This window comes from Parabacteroides johnsonii DSM 18315, from assembly GCF_025151045.1.
GTDB classification, from domain to species: domain Bacteria; phylum Bacteroidota; class Bacteroidia; order Bacteroidales; family Tannerellaceae; genus Parabacteroides; species Parabacteroides johnsonii.
The window spans coordinates 2,626,338-2,652,286 of the sequence record NZ_CP102285.1; the positions used below are offsets into that span (position 1 = coordinate 2,626,338).

General features: G+C 42.5%; 13 protein-coding genes and 1 tRNA gene. 12 read left to right on the plus strand and 2 right to left on the minus strand.

The features are described from left to right. Positions 1–57 precede the first annotated feature (57 nt). Positions 58–1,560, minus strand: coding sequence for a glutamine synthetase family protein (locus NQ564_RS10775; RefSeq protein ID WP_008151033.1), 1,503 nt, complete (start codon positions 1,558–1,560; stop codon positions 58–60). 176 nt (positions 1,561–1,736) lie between these two features. Between NQ564_RS10775 and NQ564_RS10780 the strand changes: the two genes are divergently transcribed. Further along, positions 1,737–1,812 (plus strand) — tRNA-Trp (locus NQ564_RS10780). 9 nt (positions 1,813–1,821) lie between these two features. Here NQ564_RS10780 and NQ564_RS10785 read toward each other — a convergent pair. Continuing rightward, positions 1,822–2,157, minus strand: a complete 336-nt coding sequence (locus tag NQ564_RS10785; RefSeq protein WP_008151035.1) for a helix-turn-helix domain-containing protein — start codon at positions 2,155–2,157, stop codon at positions 1,822–1,824. A 474-nt stretch (positions 2,158–2,631) separates the two neighbouring features. Between NQ564_RS10785 and NQ564_RS10790 the strand changes: the two genes are divergently transcribed. The 11 genes from NQ564_RS10790 to NQ564_RS10840 all read left to right on the plus strand — a co-directional run bounded on the left by NQ564_RS10790 (position 2,632) and on the right by NQ564_RS10840 (position 25,921). Next, a complete protein-coding gene (locus NQ564_RS10790; protein ID WP_039848249.1) occupies positions 2,632–5,838 on the plus strand; it encodes a SusC/RagA family TonB-linked outer membrane protein in 3,207 nt (1,068 codons plus the stop codon). Positions 5,839–5,849: 11 nt separating this feature from the next. Then, positions 5,850–7,718, plus strand: coding sequence for a RagB/SusD family nutrient uptake outer membrane protein (locus NQ564_RS10795; protein WP_008151039.1), 1,869 nt, complete (start codon positions 5,850–5,852; stop codon positions 7,716–7,718). Between the two features lie 514 nt (positions 7,719–8,232). Then, positions 8,233–11,295, plus strand: a complete 3,063-nt coding sequence (locus NQ564_RS10800) for a SusC/RagA family TonB-linked outer membrane protein (RefSeq protein WP_008154985.1) — start codon at positions 8,233–8,235, stop codon at positions 11,293–11,295. A 13-nt stretch (positions 11,296–11,308) separates the two neighbouring features. Further along, positions 11,309–13,222 carry a RagB/SusD family nutrient uptake outer membrane protein gene (locus NQ564_RS10805; RefSeq protein WP_039848250.1) on the plus strand — a complete coding sequence of 638 codons (1,914 nt, stop codon included), beginning with the start codon at positions 11,309–11,311 and terminating at the stop codon, positions 13,220–13,222. 182 nt (positions 13,223–13,404) lie between these two features. Then, complete coding sequence (locus NQ564_RS10810) at positions 13,405–14,121, plus strand: hypothetical protein (protein WP_008151044.1); 717 nt, start codon at positions 13,405–13,407, stop codon at positions 14,119–14,121. Continuing rightward, positions 14,118–16,868, plus strand: a complete 2,751-nt coding sequence (locus NQ564_RS10815; RefSeq protein WP_008151046.1) for a TonB-dependent receptor — start codon at positions 14,118–14,120, stop codon at positions 16,866–16,868. Before NQ564_RS10810 ends, NQ564_RS10815 begins: the two co-directional genes overlap by 4 nt. A gap of 3 nt (positions 16,869–16,871) precedes the next feature. After that, the gene (locus tag NQ564_RS10820) at positions 16,872–18,035 is read left to right on the plus strand and encodes a DUF4249 domain-containing protein (protein ID WP_008151047.1); all 1,164 of its coding nucleotides are present in this window, start codon (positions 16,872–16,874) and stop codon (positions 18,033–18,035) included. A 12-nt stretch (positions 18,036–18,047) separates the two neighbouring features. After that, entirely contained in the window at positions 18,048–19,739 is a 1,692-nt protein-coding gene (locus tag NQ564_RS10825) for an alpha-2-macroglobulin family protein (RefSeq protein ID WP_129650094.1), read from the plus strand. 85 nt (positions 19,740–19,824) lie between these two features. Further along, positions 19,825–20,991 (plus strand): Gfo/Idh/MocA family protein, encoded by a 1,167-nt coding sequence (locus NQ564_RS10830; protein ID WP_008151053.1) that lies wholly within the window; start codon positions 19,825–19,827, stop codon positions 20,989–20,991. Between the two features lie 32 nt (positions 20,992–21,023). Next, a complete protein-coding gene (locus NQ564_RS10835; RefSeq protein ID WP_008151055.1) occupies positions 21,024–24,122 on the plus strand; it encodes a glycoside hydrolase family 2 TIM barrel-domain containing protein in 3,099 nt (1,032 codons plus the stop codon). A 215-nt stretch (positions 24,123–24,337) separates the two neighbouring features. Then, the gene (locus NQ564_RS10840; RefSeq protein ID WP_008151057.1) at positions 24,338–25,921 is read left to right on the plus strand and encodes an SUMF1/EgtB/PvdO family nonheme iron enzyme; all 1,584 of its coding nucleotides are present in this window, start codon (positions 24,338–24,340) and stop codon (positions 25,919–25,921) included. The last annotated feature ends 28 nt before the right edge of the window (positions 25,922–25,949 follow it).

Below are 25,949 nucleotides of genomic sequence, written 5' to 3' on the forward strand. Positions count from 1 at the left end.
GGCGGATATTATTTACATCGGGCGGAGTAGAACCCCGCCCCTACGGTAAATCATCATTTACCCACAATGAAAATACCGGTTTACCAGTTCAAGCATTCCTTCAGGATCATTTTTCAGGTCCTCACGCAATGTCGTGTCATTATAGCTTTCCAATTTCTTTATGATACCGTCGATCATGCTCGGGCTAAAGACATTATGCAGTTCGAATATCTCCCTCTGCTGCTGCAGGCGTTTGGCCGAAGCGACACAGCTATCCGGCAGCTGATCCAATGTTTCCAAGCGTGCCTTGTTTTCTTCCTGGTGAATATTCACGTTCACATATGTCTTCTCGGCCACATCCAGCGCATCCGGAATTTCAAATCCGTAGCGGCAAGCGACCGCCAATCCTGCCAACAACTGATATAAATCGGCCGATCCGTCCGGCGAACGCATTTCGACCGTCTGCTTCTGCGTCGTGTCATAATGACTATCTGTTTCCAATGGGTTTGCCAGCGAACACATATCCTTCTTGGCGGCCCATCCCAACGGAACACGCACCAATACAGAGCGATTACGATCGCCCCAGCAAATATTCGTCGGAGCCTCCTGGTGAGGAACCAAACGGAAATAAGAAGTCGGATTCGTATTGCCGAAAGCCGTAATGGACGGAGCTAACTTCATCATACCGGCAATTGCCTTACGGGCCGTTTCCGACAAAACGCCATCCTGCAACATCTGGTTCTTGCCATCCTTCATAATACGCATATGCACATGCAGACCGGAACCTGCTTTTCCAGCCGTGATCTTCGGAGCAAACGTAATATTCAACCCATACTCGTATGCCAGATTACGGATCACCCATTTGGCGATCATCAACTGGTCGGCGGCATCTTCCACTCGCGTAGGCAGGAATTCAATCTCATTCTGTTCATAGATTTTACCATTCAAAGTAAAATTACCAACTTCCGAATGTCCGTATTTTATCTGTCCTCCCGCTTGTGCGATATATTGCATACATCGCGTACGGAACTGGTTGAACTTCGCATAAGGCCCCGATTCATGATATCCTCGTTGATCTGTTGCCGGGAACAAATCTTCCTCATCCGCAATCACGTAATACTCCAACTCTCCCATCGCTTCGAACTGCATACCCGTCACATCCGTAAAGGCCTTGCTTGCCTTGTGCAGCGTATATTCAGGCGAACTTTCCAGCGGTTCGCCATCTTTATTAAAGAACGAGCACAGCATGCTCAATGTCGGCAATGCGGAAAAAGGATCAATAAACGCCGTACGGAAACGCGGAATCACATACAAGTCGCTGCTACCCGCCTCGATAAACGAAAACAGGCTGGAACCGTCCACACGCTCTCCGCAGGTCAGGATTGCATCCAGATATGCAGCATTGTTAATAACAAAATTCAATGTTTTCAAGCGCCCGTCACCGGCTGGATACATAAAGTTCACCATCCGGATATCCTTCTCCTTAATATACGATACGATATCCGCCTTTGTAAATTTGGAAGATGGCTTTTGAAGGAACTCAACCAAAAGGTTGGCATTCATGTCTAATTCGTCTTTCATGTCTTTGTTGATTGTTTGTATAAATTATATACCCGATTAACAACTCTATTACATCAAAGATAGGAAAGAAATTCCGGGAATCACCAAAGAATCGAGAAAATAAGCAGTTTTATCAACTATTTTTCGTGCATATAGTTGGAATTATAGAATATTCTCTTACCTTTGCACCCGCAAACACGGAAGTAGCTCAGTTGGTAGAGCACTGGTCTCCAAAACCAGGTGTCGGGAGTTCGAGCCTCTCCTTCCGTGCCAATAAGGAAATCATCTCGATTTCAACAATTCCGCAATCTGCTCCCCAAACACAATATTCAATATCTGATCCTTTTTATCGCTGTCTAATTTAATTTGCAGAACGGCTTCGGTCGACATGCCTCCCCCTTTGGATGGAACATACTTCTCCGGAAATGTTATAAGATCTATTACAGAGACCTGCAACACCTTTGCAATTTGCAATAAGGTATTATATTTCAATTCCCTCTCTCCAGACATAATCAAACTAAACCCAGCTTGCTTCATTCCTATTTGAGTCGCTATGTATTCCTGCGAATAGCCTTTATTCCTTCGAATTGTATCTATATTTTCTAATATACTGTTCATGTAACCAAATTAACAATAGTCCCAGAACAAAATAAGTGTGCTCTGTAATATTTTATTGCATTTATTTTTGTATATATAACATTTTGCAATATCTTTGCCACAGATATAATTTAAATCTATTAACAAGGTCAGTGTTTACTTTAAGTAAATGATCGGCCTCCTAATAGATTGTTAACTTAAAAGTATTCATTATGAGACCAACAATCATTCGAACACAGTTCAAAGAAGGTACAACACAATCTATCGAAAACTTATATCGCAGAGCATTTTTCAAAAAATGGCTTGATGATCTGTAATAGCCACCACTCTATCGTAATTTTCTTTCATACAGCATAATCAATTTTACCAAAATACATGTTTCATTTAATTCATATTGCCTATGATCTAAATAGTATTCGAATTCTATTTTTTTAAGCTGGATAGCAATATCCTTATTGTTTTTTTAACCTTATATTCATTTAATAAAGAAAGAACATGAAAGACTTTTCTTTGAAAACACATTCACAACGAAGCGGTGTCATTAGTAGCCTCTTCCGAATGTTAACCTTATCACTTTTTGTACTATGTACAACAGTTGTTTTTGCACAACAAAAAACTATCAAAGGTATAGTTGTCGATGCTACAGGTGAACCTCTTATCGGTGTAAACGTATCTGTAAAAGGCACGACTATTGGTATCATTACTGATATTGATGGTAAATACACTTTAGAAGTTCCGACAAACGCGACTCTTGTGTTTTCTTATATAGGATATAGAACGCAAGAACTTTCTGTTGGGAATCAAACAACAATCAACATTACCATGCAAGAAGATACTCAAAACATCGATGAAGTTGTCGTTGTCGGGTATGGTGTTCAAAAAAAAGAAACCGTTACCGGTTCCGTTTCTACACTAAAAGGTGATGATTTGGTTAAATCACCAGTTGCCAACTTATCAAATGCCATCGCAGGTAAAATGTCTGGTGTTGTAACCTACCAACGATCAGGAGAACCGGGCTATGACGGAGCAACGATCCGAATCCGCGGTTCAAATACGCTTGGAAACAATGACCCGTTGATTGTTATCGATGGAGTAGCTGCAAGGGCCGGAGGTTTGGAACGTTTGGACCCGAACGAAATCGAAACAATGTCCGTATTGAAAGATGCTTCCGCTGCTATTTACGGAGCACGTGCTGCCAATGGTGTAATATTGATCACGACTAAAAAGGGACGCGCAGGGAAAAAACCTGAATTCACTTACTCTTTTAACCAAGGCTGGTCTAAACCAACCAACTTACCGGAAATGTGTGACGCTGTCGAATATTCTGAATTGATGAATGAACTGTATATGAACAAAGCCATGCTTAACCCTGCTAAAAATAATGGCCAGACCATGGGCGAATATACATTGTTCAGAACTCCGGAAGAGATAGAGCTTTATCGTAATGGTAACGACCCTTGGAGATATCCAAACACAGACTGGTATGCAGCCACTTTCAAAAATTGGTCACCACAGCGTGTACATAATGCATCACTGGAAGGAGGTTCGGACAAATATCAGTATTTCGTAAACTTCGGTCACAAATATACGGATGGTTTGTATCACAAATCAGCAAACAATTACAAGCAATTCAATCTCCGCATGAACGTCGATGCACAGTTTAATGACTACATTAAGGTGGGTGCACAATTGATGGGACGTCAGGAAAATCGTAATTTTCCAAGTCAAGGTGCGGGAGATTTATTGTGGTTCACTTCCCGCGGACGCCCAACCGATCAAGCTTACTGGCCAAACGGACTGCCTGGACCAGCACAGGAATACGGACGTAATCCGGTTGTAGCTTGCACGGACGAAACCGGCTACACACATGACAAGCGTTACTACATTCAGAGTAATGCAAAAGTTGAAATCACCCAACCCTGGATCGAAGGTTTAAAATTAACAGCTTCCGTCTCATATGACAAATATTTAAAACAAAGTAAAACATGGTTCCAGCCTTGGACATTATATGACTGGGATAAGGTTAGTTACGAAGCAGATGGAAAAACTCCGAAACTAACTCCAATGTTAAGTTATCCAAACCATGAAGATCCTGATTTATCCATGGAATCAACCGATCAAACCAACACCATATTGAGTGGTATCTTGACATACGATCGCAACTTTGGCGATCATGGTGTTAACTTCTTAATTGGTATGGAGCGAGATTGGTCGAATGCTGAATCATTCAATGCTTACCGCCGTTATTTCCTGTCAAACGCTTTGCATCATTTTAATGCTGGGGGTGACAAAGAAAAAAATGCTAAAAGCGATGGAGATAATTGGGAACGTGCCCGTATGAATTACTTTGGACGTATGGCTTATAATTATAAAGAAAAATATCTGGCTGAATTCGTTTGGCGTTATGACGGTTCTTACATGTTCGCAGAAGGTAACCGCTTTGGTTTCTTCCCTGGTGTATTATTGGGATATCGTATTTCTGAAGAAGATTTCTGGAAAGAGAACCTTTCTTTCATTGACTACTTCAAAATTCGTGCATCTTGGGGCCAGATGGGTAATGACCAAGTCTATTTCGACAATTCTTTAAGAGAATATCAGTTTTCTCCGACATACTACTACGAATGGGGTTACATTATTGACAACGCCGATGAAAAAGGTTTAAGAATCAGCCGATTCCCGAATCCAAATATTACTTGGGAACGTGCAAACAACTTTAATATCGGTATCGAAACACGTACATTTGACAATCGTTTATATTTGGAAGCCGACTATTTTTACAACAAACGTTCCAACATCTTGTGGCGTAGAAACGCTTCCATTCCAACGACATCCGGCTTGACCCTCCCGGCTGAAAATATCGGTAAAGTAGACAATACAGGTTTCGACTTCAAAATCGAATGGAGCGACAATATTGGCAAAGACTGGCATTATAGCATTTCTGCAACCGGTGGTTACGCAAAAAATACAATCAAATTCTGGGATGAAGCTCCAGGTGCTCCGGAATGGCAAAAATCGACCGGCCATCCGATGAATACAAGCTTATATTATGAATATGACGGAGTATTCAAAGATTGGGACGAAATTAATGATATCGCCAATCGTCCGAATTACGATGGTATCACTAAAGATGCTGATTTACGTCCTGGTGATATGAAATTCAAAGACTTGGACGGGGACGGTAAAATCACGCCGGACGACCGCTACCGCTCCGACCGCACCAATGAACCTAAATGGACATACGGTATCACAGGTAACCTGCAATGGAAAAACTTCGATTTAAGCGTACTGTTCCAAGGGGCAGCCGATTCATGGACCAAAGTTTACTGGGAAGCAGGAGATATCGGTAATTACCCGAAATACGTCTATGACAAACATTGGTCTATCGAAAATCCGTCCAGCCTGTATCCACGTGTAAATGAACGTTCTGCTTATTATTGGGATGGAACAGCCGCTGGCAGTAATACCTACTGGATGGTCAATACAAATTATATCCGTCTGAAAAACTTGGAGATCGGTTGGACATTGCCAAAAGCTTGGTTATCTCAGACCAAATTGATCTCTTATGCACGTATCTATGTAAACGGTGTAAATTTACTAACATTCTCACCCTGCAAAGATATAGATCCGGAAAGTACAAGTTCCAATGCAACCAATTATCCACAGTCAAAAATTATCAATGTCGGTTTCACAGTAACTTTCTAAATTAGAATAAAATGAAAAAAGCGAATATATTATGTTTACTGTCTGCTGCTCTAATAACAGCATCCTGTAGCACGGATTTCCTGAATACGAAATCCCAAACAGAGATCATGGCAGAGGATATCTGGAAAGAAAAGAATTTGGCCGAAGCGTATATGTATGACATATATTTTGCCTTCCAAGATGCTGGTTTCACAGAAGAGTTACAAGCTTCTGCTTGTGATGAAGCTTTATTTACACACGGACGTGAATTCCGCGAGACAAATGCCGGAGCCGTAACGGATGTAAATTTAGGATGGTTCTCTAAGACTCAGAGCGGACATCAGTGGCAACGTTTGTACTTGAACATCCGTTCTTGTAACGACTTCATTGAAAATGTAGACGATGCTACTTTTGCTGACGAATCCAAACAGCAACTAAAAGGCGAGGCCTATTTCCTTCGGGCCTATTTTACTCATCGGTTAACAAGAGCATTCGGAGGCGTTCCCCTTCAGTTAAGAGTAACACAACTGACAGACCCGCAAGAGTCATTCTTGCTATCTCGTTCTTCTTACACCGATTGTATCAAACAAATACTGAGCGACATAGAAAACGCTGCAGAATGCTTGAAAGACCGGACATTTGCCAACACACAAAAAGGACGGGCCACATTAGCTGCAGTAAAGGCTTTAAAAGTACGTGTTTTAACTGATGCCGCCAGCGACCTGCATGATCAAGCGACAGCCTCTGCCAAGTCGTCTTTGTTAGGTTCATACGACCATCCGGAACTTATTTTCTATACTGAAGGAACAAAAGCCGATCGCTGGAGAGCTGCCAAGGCTGCTGCCAAAGAGCTACTGGATAATCCGATGGGGCATGCAATACCGACCTACGGCGGACCAGGACTCTCCACTGAAGAAAAAGCAGAAGCTATTTGGAACTTTTTCCTGACAGAAAGTGCCGACCACATTTTCTCCCGATATTTTATTGATACCAAAGACGAAAGCGGTACAAAAATGCCAGTATTCAATGGACCTTCCGGTTACCATGCTTGGGGAGGAAACACTCCTGTACAAGATTTAGTAGATGCTTTTGCTATGGAAGACGGCAGCAAATTCGACTGGAGTAACGCACAACATGCAGCAGCTCCTTATAGCGGTCGTGAACCTCGTTTTTATGCCACTATCATGTATGATGGTATGCAATGGATACAACGCCCATCCGACTATGCAACGATCGAACCCACTGGTAAAATTCAAACAGGCTATTATCAATTAGACCCTTCCGTAACAGACGAGTCTAAATTTTATTCAGGCATGGACACACGTGCAGGAGGCGGCGAAAGTTGGAACGCAACTTACACCGGTTATTATTTGAAAAAATACATCAACCCTGCCGATGGCGATCATCGCAACAAGATCAACGCAATCTTCCCATTCATTCGTTTGTCTGAAATTTATTTTTGCTATATCGAAGCTTGCATAGAATTGGGCGAACTGGATGAAGCGAAAAAGTATTTGAATGAATATCGTGCCAATGTCAATCTTCCGGCTGTAACGACAAACGACCAAGCAGAACTTCGTAAAATCTATCAGAACGAACGCCGTTTGGAATTTTGCTACGAAGAAATCCGTTATTGGGATTTGCGCCGTTGGATGATTGCGCCGGATGCACCAGGTCTAAATAGCTTGAAGGGTATCCGTGTAACAGCATGGTTAAAACCTGGAATCGGAGCACAAACCAAATATAATGCAGATCCGACTAAATGGGATATGAAATATCAGGTTATCGATTTAGCAGAAGAAGCCCGCCAGTTTGTCGACAAATGCTACTACCTGCCTATAATGCGAGATGAAATGAACAGTAACAAAAATCTGATTCAAAATCCGGGATATAGTGACTAATTTGATTTAGATTTTCACTCTTTATAAGGACAGTAGGTAATCTACTGTCCTTTTTCGTCTTGATTCAAGATAGACAGACAAAAACATTATTGCAATTAAAGTAAAGAAATAATCATATATAAATCAACAAATATCTCAATATGTTGATTTTATCAGTTCTAAAAAAACACAGAATAATTACACAACGCAATAAACAATCACAAGACAAAACATTTTTATACATTCATTTTGATTTAATCTCCTTTTTACCCACTTTTGTCCCGAAATAAGTTCGTAATTGTTAACAGGGCTTGCATTTCATTATAGAAATATTTCCGTAAAAAACTCAATGTTAACCTAAAAGTTAAATTATATGCGACCAGGTGAAAATTCTTCAATGCAATTATTCTTTACAAACATACGTCTAATTAAACTACTATTGCCTATGAAAACATAGCTCAACATCCATTCCCAAACGGATAAACCATTATCCATTAATGTTTTTAACCTTATATTCATTTAATATCTCTAAAACATGGAAAGATATTCTTTAAACCATTTATTCAGGACGCTCGGTTGTTTTCTACTTTGCGTCATGTTTACAGCTACGGCATTTGCACAGCAAAAAACCATAAAAGGTACCGTAGTGGATGTAACTGGTGAACCCCTAATCGGTGTTAACGTCGCAGTAAAAGGAACTACAATCGGTATAATTACCGACATCGACGGTAATTATACATTGGAGGTACCCTCCAAGTCAACTATTGTTTTCTCTTACATCGGCTATCAAGCTCAAGAAGTTCCAGTTGGTAACCAATCAACGATCAATGTAACTTTAAAAGAAGACACTCAAAAACTGGAAGAAGTAGTAGTAGTCGGTTACGGCACACAAAAGAAAGTGACTGTGACCGGTTCTGTTGCCAGTGTATCTGGTGAAGAACTGAAAGCTTCGCCGACAACCAACTTGTCAAACGGTATGGTAGGCCGTATGCCGGGGGTCATCGGTTTCCAAAAATCAGATGAACCGGGTGGCGGTGGAACTACAATACGAGTACGCGGTACAAACTCATTGGGAAGCAACGATCCCCTCGTTGTAATCGACGGTATTCCGGATCGCGACGGTGGTTTTAACCGTTTGAACCCGACCGAAATCGAATCTATTTCCGTATTAAAAGACGCATCTGCCGCAATTTACGGTGCACGTGCCGCAAACGGTGTAATCCTTATTACGACCAAACGCGGTAAAGAAGGAAAAGCCACTGTAACATTCAATGCCAGCGGCGGTTTTTCACAGCCGACACGCCTTCCTAAAATGGCCAATGCATTCGAATATGCCACAATGGTCAACGAAATCAATCCGGGAACATGGACAGACGAAGACTTACGTTTATTCCAAGACGGTTCCGATCCTTGGGGACATCCGGATACAGACTGGTTTGACACAACAATCAAGAATGCGTCTCCAATGTATCGTGCCGACGTAGGTGTACAGGGAGGATCTGAAAAGATGAAATACTATGTCAACTTCGCAGCTAACGGCGAGGATGGTATTTATAAAAACTCGGCAAACCGATATGATCAATATAGCTTGCGTATGAACTTAGATATCAACACAAGTAAATATGTAAGTTTCCAGTTGGGTAGCATCGCCCGTCTAGAGAATACGAAATACCCGATGAAATCGGCAAGTAGTATTTTTTCCGGTATCCGTCGTGGAAAACCAACTCAAAATGCATATTGGCCAACAGGCGAGCCGGGTCCAGACTTGGAACGTGGCGATAATCCCGCAGTAACCTCCACAGATATAGCAGGTTTCGACAACCAGAAAAATTACTATATCCAAAATAACTTATCAGTCAATATTAAAATTCCTTGGATTGAAGGTTTAACCATAAGAGGAAACGGTTCTTATGACAAGCATTTCTATAACAGGAAAAAATTCGAAAAACCAATCCTGTTATATTCTTGGGACGGCGTTAATAAAAACAGCTCCGGCCTGACTGCTGCCAAACGTTATGTGGACAATGCGCAGTTATCACGTGAGCACAGTGATGCTACATCCTGGATGGTAAACGGACTGATCGATTACAACCGTACATTCGGCCAGCACAATTTAGGAGTTACGTTCGGTATTGAAGCCCAGAAAAAAGATTATGATTTTACGAGTGCATTCCGCCAAGGTTTCATATCCGATACTAAACCGGAATTAAATCTGGGTAGCGACGTCGGTATGAAAAACACTGGTTATTCATGGGAAGAAGCTCGCTTGAACTATTTTGGACGTGTATCCTACAATTACTTGGAGCGCTATTTGTTTGAATTTGTATGGCGTGCTGACGGTTCTTACAGATTCCCCAAAAACAAACGCTACGGATTCTTCCCGGGTGCATCTGTCGCATGGCGCGTTTCTGAAGAAAACTGGTGGAAAGAAAATGTCCGTTTTATCGACTACTTTAAACTACGTGCATCCATTTCACAGACAGGTAACGACGCTTTATTAAATTCGGACAATGAATACGACCGTTCCATCCAATACCTGAATACATACGGATTTACAGAACATGGAGTTGTATTCGGCGGTGAAGAAAGTAAACGTCTGTACGCCGTACGCACTCCGAACCCTAACATCACATGGGAAGTCGGTACAACTTACAATGTCGGCCTTGACTTCAAATTTTTACAAAACCGGTTAAGTGTCGAAACTGATGCATTCTATCATAAACGTACAAACATGTTGATTTCCCGTAACGCATCTCTGTCGGAAATCACAGGTATCACATTACCACGAGAAAATATCGGTGAAATGAAAAACCGTGGTTTTGACATGTTGGTAGGTTGGAATGACAATATCGGTGATGTGCAATATAATGTATCATTAAATGCGACCTATGCCCGTAATAAAATTTTATTCTGGGATGAAACTCCGGGAGCTCCCGCATGGCAGGTTTCAACAGGATTGCCAGTGAGCACAAGCCTGTACTATGTTGCTGACGGTATCTTCCACAACCAGGCGGAAATCGATGCCTACCCACACTGGGAAGGTGCACAACCTGGCGACATACGTTTTAAAGATATCAACAACGACGGCAAAATCGATGCAGATGACCGCATCCGTTCAGACAAAAACGAAGAACCTCGTTTCGTCGCAGGTTTGACATTAGGGTTAAATTGGAAAAATTGGGATTTGATGGCTCTGTTCCAGGGAGCAACAGGAGGTCAGGTATATATTCAAACCTGGTCCGGTACGATCGGTAATTTCCTGAAAGAATATTACGACCAACGTTGGACTCCTGATAACCCGACGGCAAACGGACCACGTACTTATGAACGCGAAGATCAATACTGGATTTCCAATAAGAATACTTATTTCTTGCGCAAAGGTGACTATCTGCGTCTGAAGAACGTGGAACTGGGTTATACGTTCTCTGTCGATGCATTAAAAAAAGCGGGTATTTCCAAACTTCGTATTTATGGTGATGCAACAAATCTTTTCACATTGGATCATGTAAAAGTCGCCGACCCCGAAGCAAGAGACGTCAATTTGGAAGCATATCCACAAAGAAGGATTATCAATTTTGGAGTTCAAGCAACATTCTAATATTTAAAATCTTATGAAAACAACGATAAAAAATATATGTATATCGGCAGCAGTAGGTGTTACACTGTCAATGTCTTCTTGCTCTGATTTTATGGACCTGACTCCAAACGACCAATATAACGAAACAGACGTTTGGTCGGATGCAGGTTTGACACAAGCTGTCGTAAATGATATTTATGCCTATGTCATGCACGGTGCAGAAGAAGCTAATACGTCCGGATTAACAGACGATGCTTATTTCACCCACAACTACGGCGTAAAGGCGATCAATGAAATTGCCGTTTCAGGCAGTGACCTGCAATGGTTCGACAATGAAAATTGCCCGTTCAGATGGAAAGACCGCTACCTTGGGATTTACAGAGCTAACCTAGTTCTTTCCAATATCGACAAGGTTCCCGAATCTCCAGGTTACAATCTGGACGTCATGAAAGGAGAAGCTCATTTTTTACGGGCATATCTCTATACAGAGTTAGTAAGAGGCTTTGGAGGTGTTCCTCTTGTAAATCAGATCTATGACATGGCAAGCGCTGCCAACATCAGTATTCCACGCAGTAATGTTGGCGATTGTTTGGATTTCATCCTGAAAGATATCGACGCAGCGATCAGCTTACTACCTGAAACTGTCAAAGACAGTGAGTTAGGACGTGCTACCAGCGGTGCAGCAAAAGCACTCAAAGCCCGTATACTATTACATCTTGCCAGTCCGCTTTTTGCAGACCGCACCATCAATACATTGGAATGTAACCAATATAAAGGAGATCGGAGCGCGCTTTATGAACAAGCTTTAGCCACAGCCAAAGAGGTTATTGAAAGCGGCACATACTCACTAATCGATTGTAATGCCAATACCGTCAATGAGATTGCTGAAAAATTCCATAATATCATCATCAGCAATAACAAGGAGATGATCTTTACCAAACAGTTCATTAACAAAAACGGTGGAGACAAGAATGTAAGAAACCGTGTCGGCTTATGCCACGGCCCGAATGGCTATCATAACTGGGCCGGAGTAACACCTACACAAGATTTGGCCATGTCATTCGAGATGGAAGATGGATCTCTATATGATACACCATTAACAAAAGTCGGTGAATCGACTACCGTTAATCCATACTCAAATCGTGAACCACGTTTCTATGCTACAATCGGATATGACGGAGCAGTATGGGGACGTGAACGTCCAACAGACTCCAAAGCCTACGATCCGACTCCCTTGGGCAATCTGCAAATGGGTTACTATGAAGTCAGTGATGGAGGAAAGGTAGAAATTGAATTACCCAACAAACAAACTGTTACTTTTAACGGTTTATACGGTGTTGACACCCGAAAATCATCTATCGAGGACTGGAACGGTTCATTTACCGGTTACGTAGAGAAAAAACTAATTGATGGAACGGTAGCAGCCAGCGAACAAATATTTCAAGTTACTCCTTATCCATATATTCGTTTGGCCGAAATGTATCTGATCGCAGCAGAAGCCTGCATCGAACTGAATAGGCTGGATGAAGCGGCAACCTATCTGGACGCTTTACGTGGACGTATTGGTCGCCCGGACACTAAAAACACATTAGCCATACGCGGAAAATCATTTATCCAGAATGAACTTCGCGAGTTCCTGCAACAGGAACGCCGTTCAGAACTGGCATATGAAGAATCGCGCTACTACGATGTCCGCCGTTGGATGATCGCCGACAAAACAGCTAACAAACCGCTGACTGGTATTATGGTTGTCGGTCGTCTGAAACCCGGACAAACAGCTAATCTACCTTATGTCCGCGACGAAGCTAAATGGGATTATTCCTATTATGTGACAGACTTGTCTTATCGTGAATCGCGCAAGTGGGACAACAAGATGTATTTTGCCCCGATCAGTCGTGACGAAATCAAACGTAACACAGCAATGGTCCAGAACCCAGGAATGGAATAACGACTCTCAACCTCCTACGAAAAAGGAAGGGAAGCAATTCTCTTCCTTTTCTTCTTTATGAAATGTACCAATATTCGGTTTTGATATATCTACATTCTCTAATTTATTGCACACAATATTACATAATGCAATATTATTCTTATATTTGCCGCTGTTATCCTTTATCAAAATATTATCTATTTATGAAAACAGGAACTTCTATAATTCTACTATTATATCTATCCATCGGAATACTACACGGACAACAAACCGATGCAGACAAGGGATTGCCTGGCAAATTAATGCAGGACTACTTTTCCGCAGCACAAGAATATGCCCTCATTTATAACGGAAAAGAATATTCACGATATGAAAAACAAACAACGAATCATCCGTATCTGGTAAATGCCGAATTCGAGGAAGGAACAATAAGTTCCGGAAAAACCCTCTACCCACGGCTTCTCATGAAGTTGGATTTATTCCGAGACGAGCTCGTTTTGCAATCGCCGAAAAAGCTTTATCCTGTCGTTGCCGAAAAAGACCGAATCGATTATATCCTACTAAACGGTTACCACATTATCAACCCGTCAGTAAGAGGATGGCAAGACTTGATCGGCGACGAATATGTAGTATTACTATCCGATAGTATCTACCCAGTTATCAAAAAATACATTGTCACTTACGAGGAAAAAGTAAATGGACTTTCCATCGAAGCCTCTTTCCGAATAAAAGAACGATTCTATGTCGTCAAGGAAAATAGATGTTATCCCGTTAAAAACAAACGGGCCCTACTCAACCTTTTCCCTGATAAAAAGAAAGAACTAAGCCGATACGCCCGGGAACAGAAGCTGAACTTCAAAAAGTGGCCAGAACAGGCTTTTGTTACAATTGTCAAACAATATGAAACACTAAACAAATGAGGACAACACAAATCGGATATATTATAATCATATTGATTATCTGTCATTCCCCGTTGTTTTCCCAACAGAATGTCAGTATCCATGCCGAGAAACAACCGGCGGCAGAAGTGTTCCGCCAGATAGCCACACAAAGCGGACTAATTATCTATTACAATCCGGCGAATGTCGATTCACTGATTGTCACCCTCAGCTGTACGGATACGCAGCCTATCGAAGCCATGCAGCAAATATTGGAAGGTAGTCATTTGCAAGTATTCCCGTTTGACAATAAATATTTATTTGTCCTGAAAGACCAAAAACTGATAACCTCCCTCCCTGATAATTTTTTTAAAAGTAGCAGGATAGGAGAAGAAAAATCTAATTTCGCAACTGTCCTTAATAAGCAAAAAGAACAGAAAGCAACCTCGGAAAACAAAGTTTATACTATCGGAGACGCTTCAACTCCCCGTTCCGGTACAATCAAATTAAGCGGCCACATGACCGACTTCCGTACCGGCGAGCCGGTCGTTGGCGCTGTCATCTATATCGAAAATCCAACTATTGCTGCAACAACTGACGCATTCGGTTTTTACACCCTACTTTTACCAGCCGGACGTCACAATCTACAGATCAAAGGAATAGGACTGAAAGATACTCAACGACAAGTGATGCTCAACTCAAACGGGCAGCTTGACATTGAATTGGAAGAACAGGTCTATTCGCTGAAAGAGGTGACCATCACTTCCGACAGGATAGCGAATGTCCGGAGCAATACATTAGGTGTAGAACGAGTCAACCTCAAAGAAATAAAAAATGTGCCGACTGTATTCGGGGAAAAAGACGTGATACGGATTGTCATGATGCTGCCGGGTGTGAAAGCGGTAGGCGAAGCCTCCAGCGGCTTCAATGTACGGGGAGGATCGACCGACCAGAACCTGATCCTATTCAACGACGGTACAATCTACAATCCAACACATTTATTCGGACTATTTTCAGCATTCAATGCCGACTTAGTAAAAGATATCGAACTGTATAAAAGTAGCATTCCTGCCAAATATGGAGGCCGTATCTCATCTGTCCTCGAAATTAACGGAAGAGAAGGTAATAAAAAGAAATTTACAGGATCGGCAAGTCTCGGACTTCTGACCAGCCGCATCACACTGGAGGGACCAATCGGAAAGAAAACATCTTTTATTGCCGGAGGCAGAACAACCTATTCGGACTGGCTGCTCAACCTGTTACCAGAAAAAAGCGGTTATAAAGATGGGAAGGCTGGTTTTTACGATGTAAACCTAATAGTGGATCATAAGTTCTCCGACAAAGACAACCTGTATGCCAGTGGTTATTACAGTCACGATCATTTCTACTTCGATTCAAACGAACGATATAGTTATACCAATGCCAACGGTTCCTTAAAATGGAGGCATGTTTTCCCGAACCGGATGACCGGGACTTTTACAGGTGGATATGATCATTATGATTATCTGACAAAAACAGAAGAGAACCCGGCAGAAGCCTACAGATTACGTTTCGGTATAAACCAAATTTTCGGAAAGTTGGATTTCACTTATTACTTGAATGAAAAACATACAGTTGATTTCGGAGGTGGAACGACTTACTACCGGTTGAATCCGGGAGAAAACTTGCCCAACCATCCGGAATCATTGGTCGCACCAGATAAATTACAAACAGAGCAGGCAATAGAGACCTATCTTTATCTGGCAGACAGATGGGAGATAAACGACCAACTGTCGGTTAGTGCTGGTTTGCGTTACATGATGTTCAATTCGATGGGGCCGCGTACCTATTCCCTCTATGATCCTACTCTACTACCCAGTGAAGGAACAGAGACAGAGACTAAGACCATCAACGTTTTTCGTGCTTTCAAGACCTATCATGCCCCAGAAATCAGATTATCCGCCCGTTATGCTTTCGGTGGTGACTTCTCTGTCAAAGCTGGATTCAATACTTTACAACAGAATATACACAAACTGTCGAATACTACCATCATGTCGCCTACCGACACTTGGAAACTAAGCGACACAAACATCAAACCACAAAAAGGGATGCAAGTGGCAGCCGGATTATATAAGAATTTTATGGGAAACAGTATCGAGACTTCGATCGAGGCATATTACAAAGCTATAAAAGACTATCTGGATTACCGAAGCGGTGCACAACTGACCATGAACCATCACATTGAAACCGATGTAATCAGTACACAAGGCAAAGCTTACGGCGTGGAGTTTATGGTGAAAAAGACACAGGGTAAACTGAACGGTTGGATCAGTTATTCATATTCACGAACTCAATTAAGGCAACATGATGCCCGCATATCCAATCCGATCAACGACGGGAACTGGTATCCGGCAGATTACGACAAACCGCACGAAGTGAAACTTGCCGGTAATTACAAATTTACGCAACGATACAGTTTCTCTTTAAACTGCGACTACAGTACAGGACGTCCGGTAACATTGCCGATTTCCAAATTCAGTTACGCAGGAGGAGAATTTGTTTACTACTCCGAACGTAACCAATACAGGATACCGGATTTCTTCAGGATGGATATCGCGTTTAATATCGAACCGAGCCATAAGTTGACTTTGCTTACACACAGTACGTTTTCCATCGGAGTATACAATGTAACCGGAAGAAAGAATGCTTACTCCGTCTACTACATATCCGAAGAAGGGAAATTACAAGGTTATAAGATGGCAATATTCGGTGCTCCTATTCCTTATTTGTCTTACAACATAAAATTCTGAATCATGAAAAAGTTATCTATAAAACTATATCTTGTTTTTTATTGCACGATGATCGGTTTGGCAACCAGTTGCATCACTCCCTACGAACCCGACGTGGAATGGATCAACGACCTTTTGGTTGTGGAGGGCGCCATCATTGCTCCTTACGGAACCATAATCCACATCAACCGGACAAACGAAGGATCCAGCAGTTTTTATGACCCGAACCTAACCAATAAAAAGGCAGTAGTCACCCTTATTTCCGATAAAGGCACGACAATCGCAACAGCACAAAATACAACCGGAAGTTCTTACATGATAACAGACTCTATTTCGTTCAAACCAGGAGAAAAATACGCCATCCACTTCCTGATAAACGGAAAAGAATATCAATCCGATTTTGTAGAGCCGCAGATCACTCCGGAAATCGATGAAGTCAATTATCAGTATAAAGAACTGGAAGAAGTCGACATCAGAGTTTCGACCCACAACGACGATCCGGACGCTTCACGCTATTACCGTTGGACTTACAAAGAAGACTGGGAAATCGTTTCCGAGTATTTCGCTCAATATACTTGGAGCTATGAAAACGGTATCCAGAAATTGAACCAGTTTTCACCCGAAAACGTCCATTATTGTTGGGCCAGTAAAACATCTAACCGAATTTTATTAAGTAAGTCAGACAATTTTTCTGAGAATAAAATAAAAGACCACACTATTTTAAGCCTGGGAGCCGCAGACAGCCGTTTTTCTTATCTATACAGCATATCAATCCAGCAACAAGCACTCGACAGGAAAGCATATGAATATCTCGAAAATATGCGAAAAAACGTCGAACAGACAGGGGGAATATTCGCCCCCCAACCAACTGAAATAAAAGGAAACATCACCTGCTTGAGCAATCCTGAAGAAATCATCATCGGATATATTTACGCTACAACCGAAACCTCCTATCGCCTTTATATAAAAGCAGAAGATGTTCCGGGCATGACGGATATATATGATTGCAGAGAAAAACAGCTATTTTCGGGAAGAGAGTTAGAAAAAGCCTATGGGCAAGGTTTTGCAATCCTTTCGGAAGGAGCAGTAAGCGGAACTTATTTTTGTATGAATCGGCGATGCGTAGATTGTAGATCTCGTGGAGGAACAAAAAACAAACCGGATTTCTGGCCAAACAATCATCAATAAAAACAGTATCTTATGAAAACAGTTATATCAACCAGACAAATACTGCTGCCGATCCTGCTCTTGCTAATCGGGACAGGCTACGGATATGCTTCATACCAAGAACGGGTATATCTTCAAACCGACAAACAATTTTACATTGCAGGTGAATTGCTTTGGTTAAAATTATATACGACTAATACTGAAGGGGAATTAAGTTCTTTCAGCAAAGTCGGTTATATTGAATTGTTGAATGACTCCATACCCGAAATACAGGTCCGTTTGGATCTGACAGACGGGACAGGAAATGGCTGGATGGAACTTCCTGTCACCCTACCCACGGGCTACTATCGGTTGGTCGCTTACACCCGATACATGCAGAACGAAGGAGAAGATATATTTTTTGAAAAAAAGATTTCTGTCGTAAATCCTTATCAACCTCAGGAAAACCGGATACAGTCCGGAACAGAAAATCATTCTTTCAAGCTGCCTAACCGGGTAACACCAAACCACATCATAACAGTATCGGCAGACAAAGCCTCATATCAAGCAAGAAATAAAGGGGTTATCCGTATCCAGGAATTACCCTCCGACTCTATCTCCCTTTCTGTTTCTGTTGCCGGTACAGACCCAATACAAACAACGACTCCATCGATCCTGAAATGGAAAGAAAGTCTGTTTTCGAAAGATCCGATAAGTTTCTCTACAAAAATTATTCCGGAATACGAAGGTCCTATCTATGAAGGACAGCTTATAGACCGAAGCAATAATCAGCCGGCTACAGAATATGGTATCGTTGGACTGCTTTCTTTTCCGGGAGAAAATATCCAAATATTCAACGGGAAAACCGATAAAAACGGACATATCACTTTTTATACAGGTTTGACACATGGGAAAAAAGAGATGGCTACAGTTGTTTTGAATACATCCGAAAAGTCATACCGGATCGATTTACAATCGCCATTCGCCCTGCATCGTTCCAAAACATACCAACCTATCTATCTTGATTCCACTTGGCATCAGTATCTTTTACAAAGAAGCATGGGAGTACAAGTCATGCAAGTCTATACCGGTGATTCCATCAACCGGATAGAAAGTGCTCCCCCACACACGTTTTCCAAGCCCTATAAGTCTTATATTCTGGATGAATATACGCGTTTCCCTTTTATTGAAGAGATATTGACAGAGTTCATTCCTATTGCCAGGGTCAGTAAAAAGGATGGCAAGCGGACCTTCTCTGTCCTAACAGAAAAAATGGATAAGTTCTCCACACAAACACTTGTTTTGTTCGACAACATACCAATCACGGACCAAGAACAGATATACAGCTATAACCCGTTATTACTAAAAAAAATAGATGTCTATTTGGGACATTATATTTTCGGAGGGCAACGATTTGACGGCATCTTATCTTTTTCGACATACAAAGGAGACTACCAGGGGATAAAACTGGATCCAGCCACGCAACTGTTCAATAAAGGATGCACGCAGGCCACTCGCTATTTTTATACACCCATATATGAAGAAGAAAAGGTTAAAACATTAGGCAAACCAGATTTCCGACATACCCTGCTCTGGATTCCCACTTTACAAAGTAACGGTCAGAAAGAAATGACAATCCCATTTTATACTTCCGATCTACCGGGTGAATATACGATTACAGTCGAAGGAGTCGGAAAAAACGGAACTATTGTAAATGCGACTCATACGATAATTGTAACAAATTAAAATTACAAAATACATTGTATTTATTACAACATTTTGTAATTTTGGGCAATATCTCAATTCATTGAATTGCTAATTTAATAATATCATGAAGAACAGAAAATTAAGAATGGGAATGGTTGGAGGAGGTAGTGACGCCTTTATCGGGGCGATCCACCGTCGCGCAGCCTTTATGGACAACCAGATTGAATTAGTTTGTGGATGTTTCAGCGTAGACCCTGAGATATCCAAAAGTTCCGGTTTATCTTACTTTTTGCCGGAAGACCGGATTTACAGCACTTACCAGGAAATGTTCGAACACGAAATGACTTTACCGGAAGGAGAAAGGATGGATTTTGTCACAATCGTGACTCCCAACCGTTGGCATTTCGAACCAGCTATGATGGCGCTCGAAAGAGGGTTCCATGTAGTCGTAGATAAACCGATGACGTTCTCTCTTGAAGAGGCCAAACAGCTACAGAAAAAAGTGGAAGAAACCGGACTCGTGCTGGCTCTGACACATGTATACTCAGCCTATCCGGCAGTAAAAGAGGCGAAAGCCCGTATCGCGAAAGGTGAACTCGGGAAATTGCGCCGCGTCTATGTGGAATATACGCAAGGATGGCTTTCTGAACGTATCGAATTATTAGGAGGCAACAATGCCGGATGGCGTACGGACCCGAAGCGCTCGGGCAAAGCCGGCTGCGTAGGTGACATCGGAACACATGCCTGGCATTTAAGTGAATATATAACTGGACTTAAAGTCAAAGAACTATGTGCCGACCTGAAGGCATTCGTTCCCGGACGTCCTATCGATGATGACGGGGCAGCATTCCTCCGTTACGAAAACGATGTGACAGGCGTCTTGACCGCAACACAGATCGGAACCGGTGAAGCCAATAATATCCGCATCCGTATCTATGGTGAAAAAGGCGGATTGGAATGGCGTCAGATGGAACCGAACACGCTGACTTTGAGGTGGAGAGATCGTCCTACTGAAATATTAGATATCGGCAACAACGGTTATCTGACCCCTGAAGCCCTGTGGAATACCCGAACTCCGGCAGGACACCCGGAAGGTTTTATCGAAGCTTTTGCCAATATCTACCGCAATTTCTCGCTTACCGTCAGAGCTATCAAAAACGGTGAATCCCCCAGCGGTGATTGCTTGGATTTCCCAACAGTATACGATGGTGTAAGAGGCATGCAATTCATTGAAACAATGGTTGAAGCCGGATATAACGATAATGTAAAATGGCAAAAATGGATTAATTAAGATCCTAAAAAACCGTAAATAAATAACATCTTATGAAACTAAACGTACTTGCTTGCTGCCTGTCCCTGCTCGGGACAGCAGCTTTCGCTCAAAAAAATGAGTGGAGAGACCCTAACGTAAACGAGATCAACAGGGCCCCTATGCACACCAACTATTTCGCATACGAAGACGAAAACAGTGCATTGAAAGGATGTAAGGAATCATCCGAAAATTTTATGACCTTGAATGGCAACTGGAAATTCTTCTGGGTAAAAAATGCAGATATGCGCCCGACAGATTTTTATCAGGTGAATTTCAACGATAAGGGATGGGATGATTTGAAAGTGCCCGGCTTGTGGGAACTGAATGGTTATGGCGATCCGATCTATGTAAATGTAGGGTATCCCTGGAGAAGCCAGTTCGAGAACAACCCACCTGAAATCCCTACGGAAAACAACCACGTAGGTTCTTACCGTAAAGAAATCATGGTTCCGGCAGACTGGAAAGGAAAAGAGATCTTCGCTCATTTCGGTTCTGTCACGTCAAACATGTATCTTTGGGTGAACGGACAATTCGTCGGCTACAGTGAAGACAGCAAACTCGAAGCTGAATTCAACCTGACCAAATACCTGAAACCGGGAAAGAACCTGATCGCATTCCAAGTGTTCCGCTGGTGCGACGGGACTTATCTGGAAGACCAAGATTTCCTTCGCCTCTCCGGTGTAGGTCGTGACTGCTACCTCTACGCCCGTACTCCGAAATACATCCAGGACATCCGCGTAACTCCGGATTTGGATACACAGTATAAAGACGGTACTTTAAATATTTCCCTGAGCCTGAAAGGTAGCGGGACAGTCGACCTGAAACTGTTAGACAAGGAAGGCAAGGAAGTCGCCACTGCGTCGGTCAAAGGTGCCGGCAAAGTTTCCACCGATATGGCGATAAGCAATCCTGAGAAATGGACTGCCGAGACTCCGGTTCTCTATACTTTGATCGCCAGCTTGAAAAACGGTAGCAACACGACTGAGGTCATTCCGGTAAAAGTAGGCTTCCGCAAGATCGAATTGAAAAACTCCCAGATATTGGTAAACGGACAACCTGTCTTGTTCAAAGGGGCCGACCGGCATGAAATGGATCCAGACGACGGCTATGTTGTATCACGCGAACGCATGATCCAGGATATCAAGGTCATGAAAGAATACAACATCAATGCCGTACGTACTTGTCATTATCCGGACAACAATTTGTGGTATGACTTGTGTGACCAATATGGTATTTATGTGGTTGCGGAAGCAAACATTGAATCTCATGGAATGGGATATGGAGACAAGACTCTGGCTAAAAACCAGTTGTTTGCCAAAGCACACATGGAACGCAACCAGCGCAATGTTCAGCGCGGCTACAACCATCCATCCATCATTTTCTGGTCATTAGGCAATGAAGCCGGTATGGGATCTAATTTCGAAGCTTGTTATACTTGGATCAAGAATGAAGACAAATCACGTGCCGTACAATACGAACAAGCACGGACAAGCGAATTCACCGATATCTATTGCCCGATGTATCTGAACTATGAAAGAAGCGAGGAATATTGTAAAGGTGATGTAAACAAACCGCTTATCCAATGCGAATATGCACATGCAATGGGTAACTCTCAAGGGGGATTCAAAGAATATTGGGATCTGGTTCGCAAATATCCGAAGTATCAAGGTGGCTTTATCTGGGATTTCGTCGATCAGTCTCTGCGTTGGAAAACAAAAGACGGCGTTCCTTTCTATGCCTATGGAGGCGATTGGAACAGGTATGATGCTTCCGACAACAATTTCATGGACAATGGTCTGATTAGCCCGGATCGCAAACCGAATCCGCACATGCACGAAGTCGGACATATCTACCAATCGATCTGGGTGACTCCATCCGATTTGGCGAACGGTGTCGTGAACGTATATAACGAAAACTTCTTCCGTAATCTGGACGGTTACTATGCAGAATGGGAATTGCTGGCTAACGGCGAAGTGGTTCAGACAGGTATGATCAAAGACTTGGAAGTAGCTCCGCAACAGACCAAGTCCATAAAACTGAATTATAGCACAGATGGAATTTGCAAATGCAAAGAACTTTTGCTAAATGTGGCCTTTAAGTTGAAAAAAGCGGAAACATTGCTGCCTGCCGGTTATACGGTAGCTAAAAACCAGTTGACCATCCGCCCGTACAGCGCTCCGAAACTGGATCTGCAAAATGTACACCAGGTGAACATCGCGACTGTTATCCCAACCATTAAAGATAATGACATTAATTATCTGATCGTCGAAGGAGAGAACTTCCGCATAGACTTTGACAAGCATGACGGATTCCTGTGTAGATACGACGTAAACGGCACGACAATGCTGAAAGAAGATGGTAAATTGACTCCGAACTTCTGGCGTGCTCCGACCGACAACGATATGGGAGCCAACCTACAAAACAAATATGCCGCTTGGAAAGAACCGGGATTGAAACTGGTTTCTTTGACAAACAAAATCGAGAACGACATGGCAACTGTCAATGCTGAATATACAATGGATGCAGTAAAGGCCAAATTGTATCTGACTTATACGATCAACAATGAAGGTGCAGTAAAGGTCATACAGAAAATGGTAGCCGACAAATCGGCTGAAGTTTCCGATATGTTCCGCTTCGGCATGCAGATGCAGATGCCTAAATGCTTGGATCAGATCAACTACTACGGCAGAGGTCCGATCGAAAACTATTCCGACCGTAACAACGTTACCGACTTGGGTAACTACAAACAGACTGTAGAAGAGCAATTCTACTCTTATATCCGTCCGCAGGAAACAGGGACCAAAACGGATATCCGGTGGTGGAAACAGACCAACAAGGGCGGTAACGGACTTATGTTCATTTCGGAAGCTCCATTCTCGGCTTCAGCCCTGAATTATTCGATCGAATCTCTGGATGACGGTACGCAAAAAGACCAAAGACACTCCGAACTTGTACCTCAGGCAAATTATACCAATATGTGCATTGACAAGGTACAAATGGGATTGGGTTGCGTCAACAGTTGGGGAGCACTTCCACTGGAACAATACCGTATTCATTACGGGGACTATGAATTCTCTTTCATCATGAAACCGATTCAATCTAATTTATAAACAGCAATAATAAAGGAATCTGTCCCCGCATTTCTATCCAAGAAGCGGGGACAAGTTTCTCTTTTTACAAAAATTGGTAAAAAAGCATAATCACTATGCATATTTCGTTAAATAGCTGGTGCAAACTTTTATTTTATGTAGAAAAAGACTACTTTTATTGCCGATTTTTAAATCTAATTCAAGACTAATTGTAAAATCGTTTACCATAAAAACAAATGGCTACTAATAACAATTCTAATCGTTATCCTTCCGAAAACAAAGGGAGATTTTTCAAAGGAAAAACCTTCATTCTTTTGGTCGGGTTACTTCTCGGGGCAGGCATTATGGTTGCCGTATACAAAACATCCGTTTATTTCTCTTCCGATGAATCTTGTATGATGTGCCATGTTCATCCGCATGTAGAAGACAGCTGGAAACTCTCCAAACACGTAAATAACGGAAGCGGTGTTAAAACACATTGTGTGGCTTGTCACCTTCCGCCTCAAAGCGACACATGGAATCATTATACGGCTAAAGCCAAATTGGGACTGAAAGACGTATGGTCTTTCATGACAAAAGACAGTGCAGATTTCGACTGGAACACCAAGTCGGAACTGGAACATGCCGTTAAATATATTCCGAACGAATCCTGCAAAGAATGTCATCAGAATCTGTTCCCGGAAGGGATTAACCAAGATGGTATCACTGCTCACCTTTATTATGACGAAAACGAAAAGAAACTGGATTTGCAGTGTATCAGCTGCCACCTCGACGCGGGGCACTATAATCCGGATTACAAACATGGTAAATTAACAGGCATTCCCGGTGCTGCCACAGCAGCGGTCGACACCAGCCTCTATTTCAAGACGGCGACACCTGTCACATCATTTACCGACTATACGGAACAAATTCCGGGTACGGCCGTTACTTTCAAAATGGTTGCCATTCCGGGCGGTACATTCAAAATGGGTAGTACAGATAAAGAACCGTTCCATAAGGCAGATGAGGCTCCGGTCCGAAATGTTACGGTCAGTCCTTTCTTTATGGCAGAAGTAGAAGTTACTTGGGATCAATATTGGGCATTCTACGGACAAACCATGAGTGAAGGACGTACTCCTCCCGAAACCGTATACGCAAATAACAGCAATCCGGATGTCGATGCCATTTCCGGTCCGACTCCCCCGTTCGGATTCCCCGACCAAGGATGGGGTGCTGGTGATCGTCCGGCTATTACGATGACACATTACGCAGCAGAAACATTCTGCCAGTGGTTGTCTAAACAAACAGGGAAAAAATACCGTCTGCCGACCGAGGCAGAATGGGAATATGCAGCCCGTGGAGGAACGGAAACTCCTTATTTCTTCACAGGAAATCCTAAAGATTTTTCAGATCAGGGATTCTGGCGTAAGTTCTTCGATGCAAAGACAGACAGCATTAGTTCATTCGTGATTTACGCGAAGAACAGCAAGAACAGAACTCAGGAGCCGGGCGAAGTGAAAGCGAACCCGTTCGGTTTGAAGAACATGCTGGGTAACGTAATGGAATATTGTGCCGACAAATATGACCCTCAGGCTTACAGTAAAGGCGGTGAAAGTGTGACTAACCCGTTAATCACAGAAGGAGAAGAATGGGTTGTACGCGGCGGTAACTACACTTCCGATGCAGCAGATGTCCGTTCCGCAGCCCGCGATTATACCAAGCATGACGCATGGCTGAAGACAGACCCGCAGCAACCGAAGAGTATCTGGTGGTATTCGGATATCCGAGGTATCGGTTTCCGTGTGGTTTGCGAACCGGACCCAGCAATTGGAGCAAAATAACAGATGTTTAATTGATACCTAAAATTAC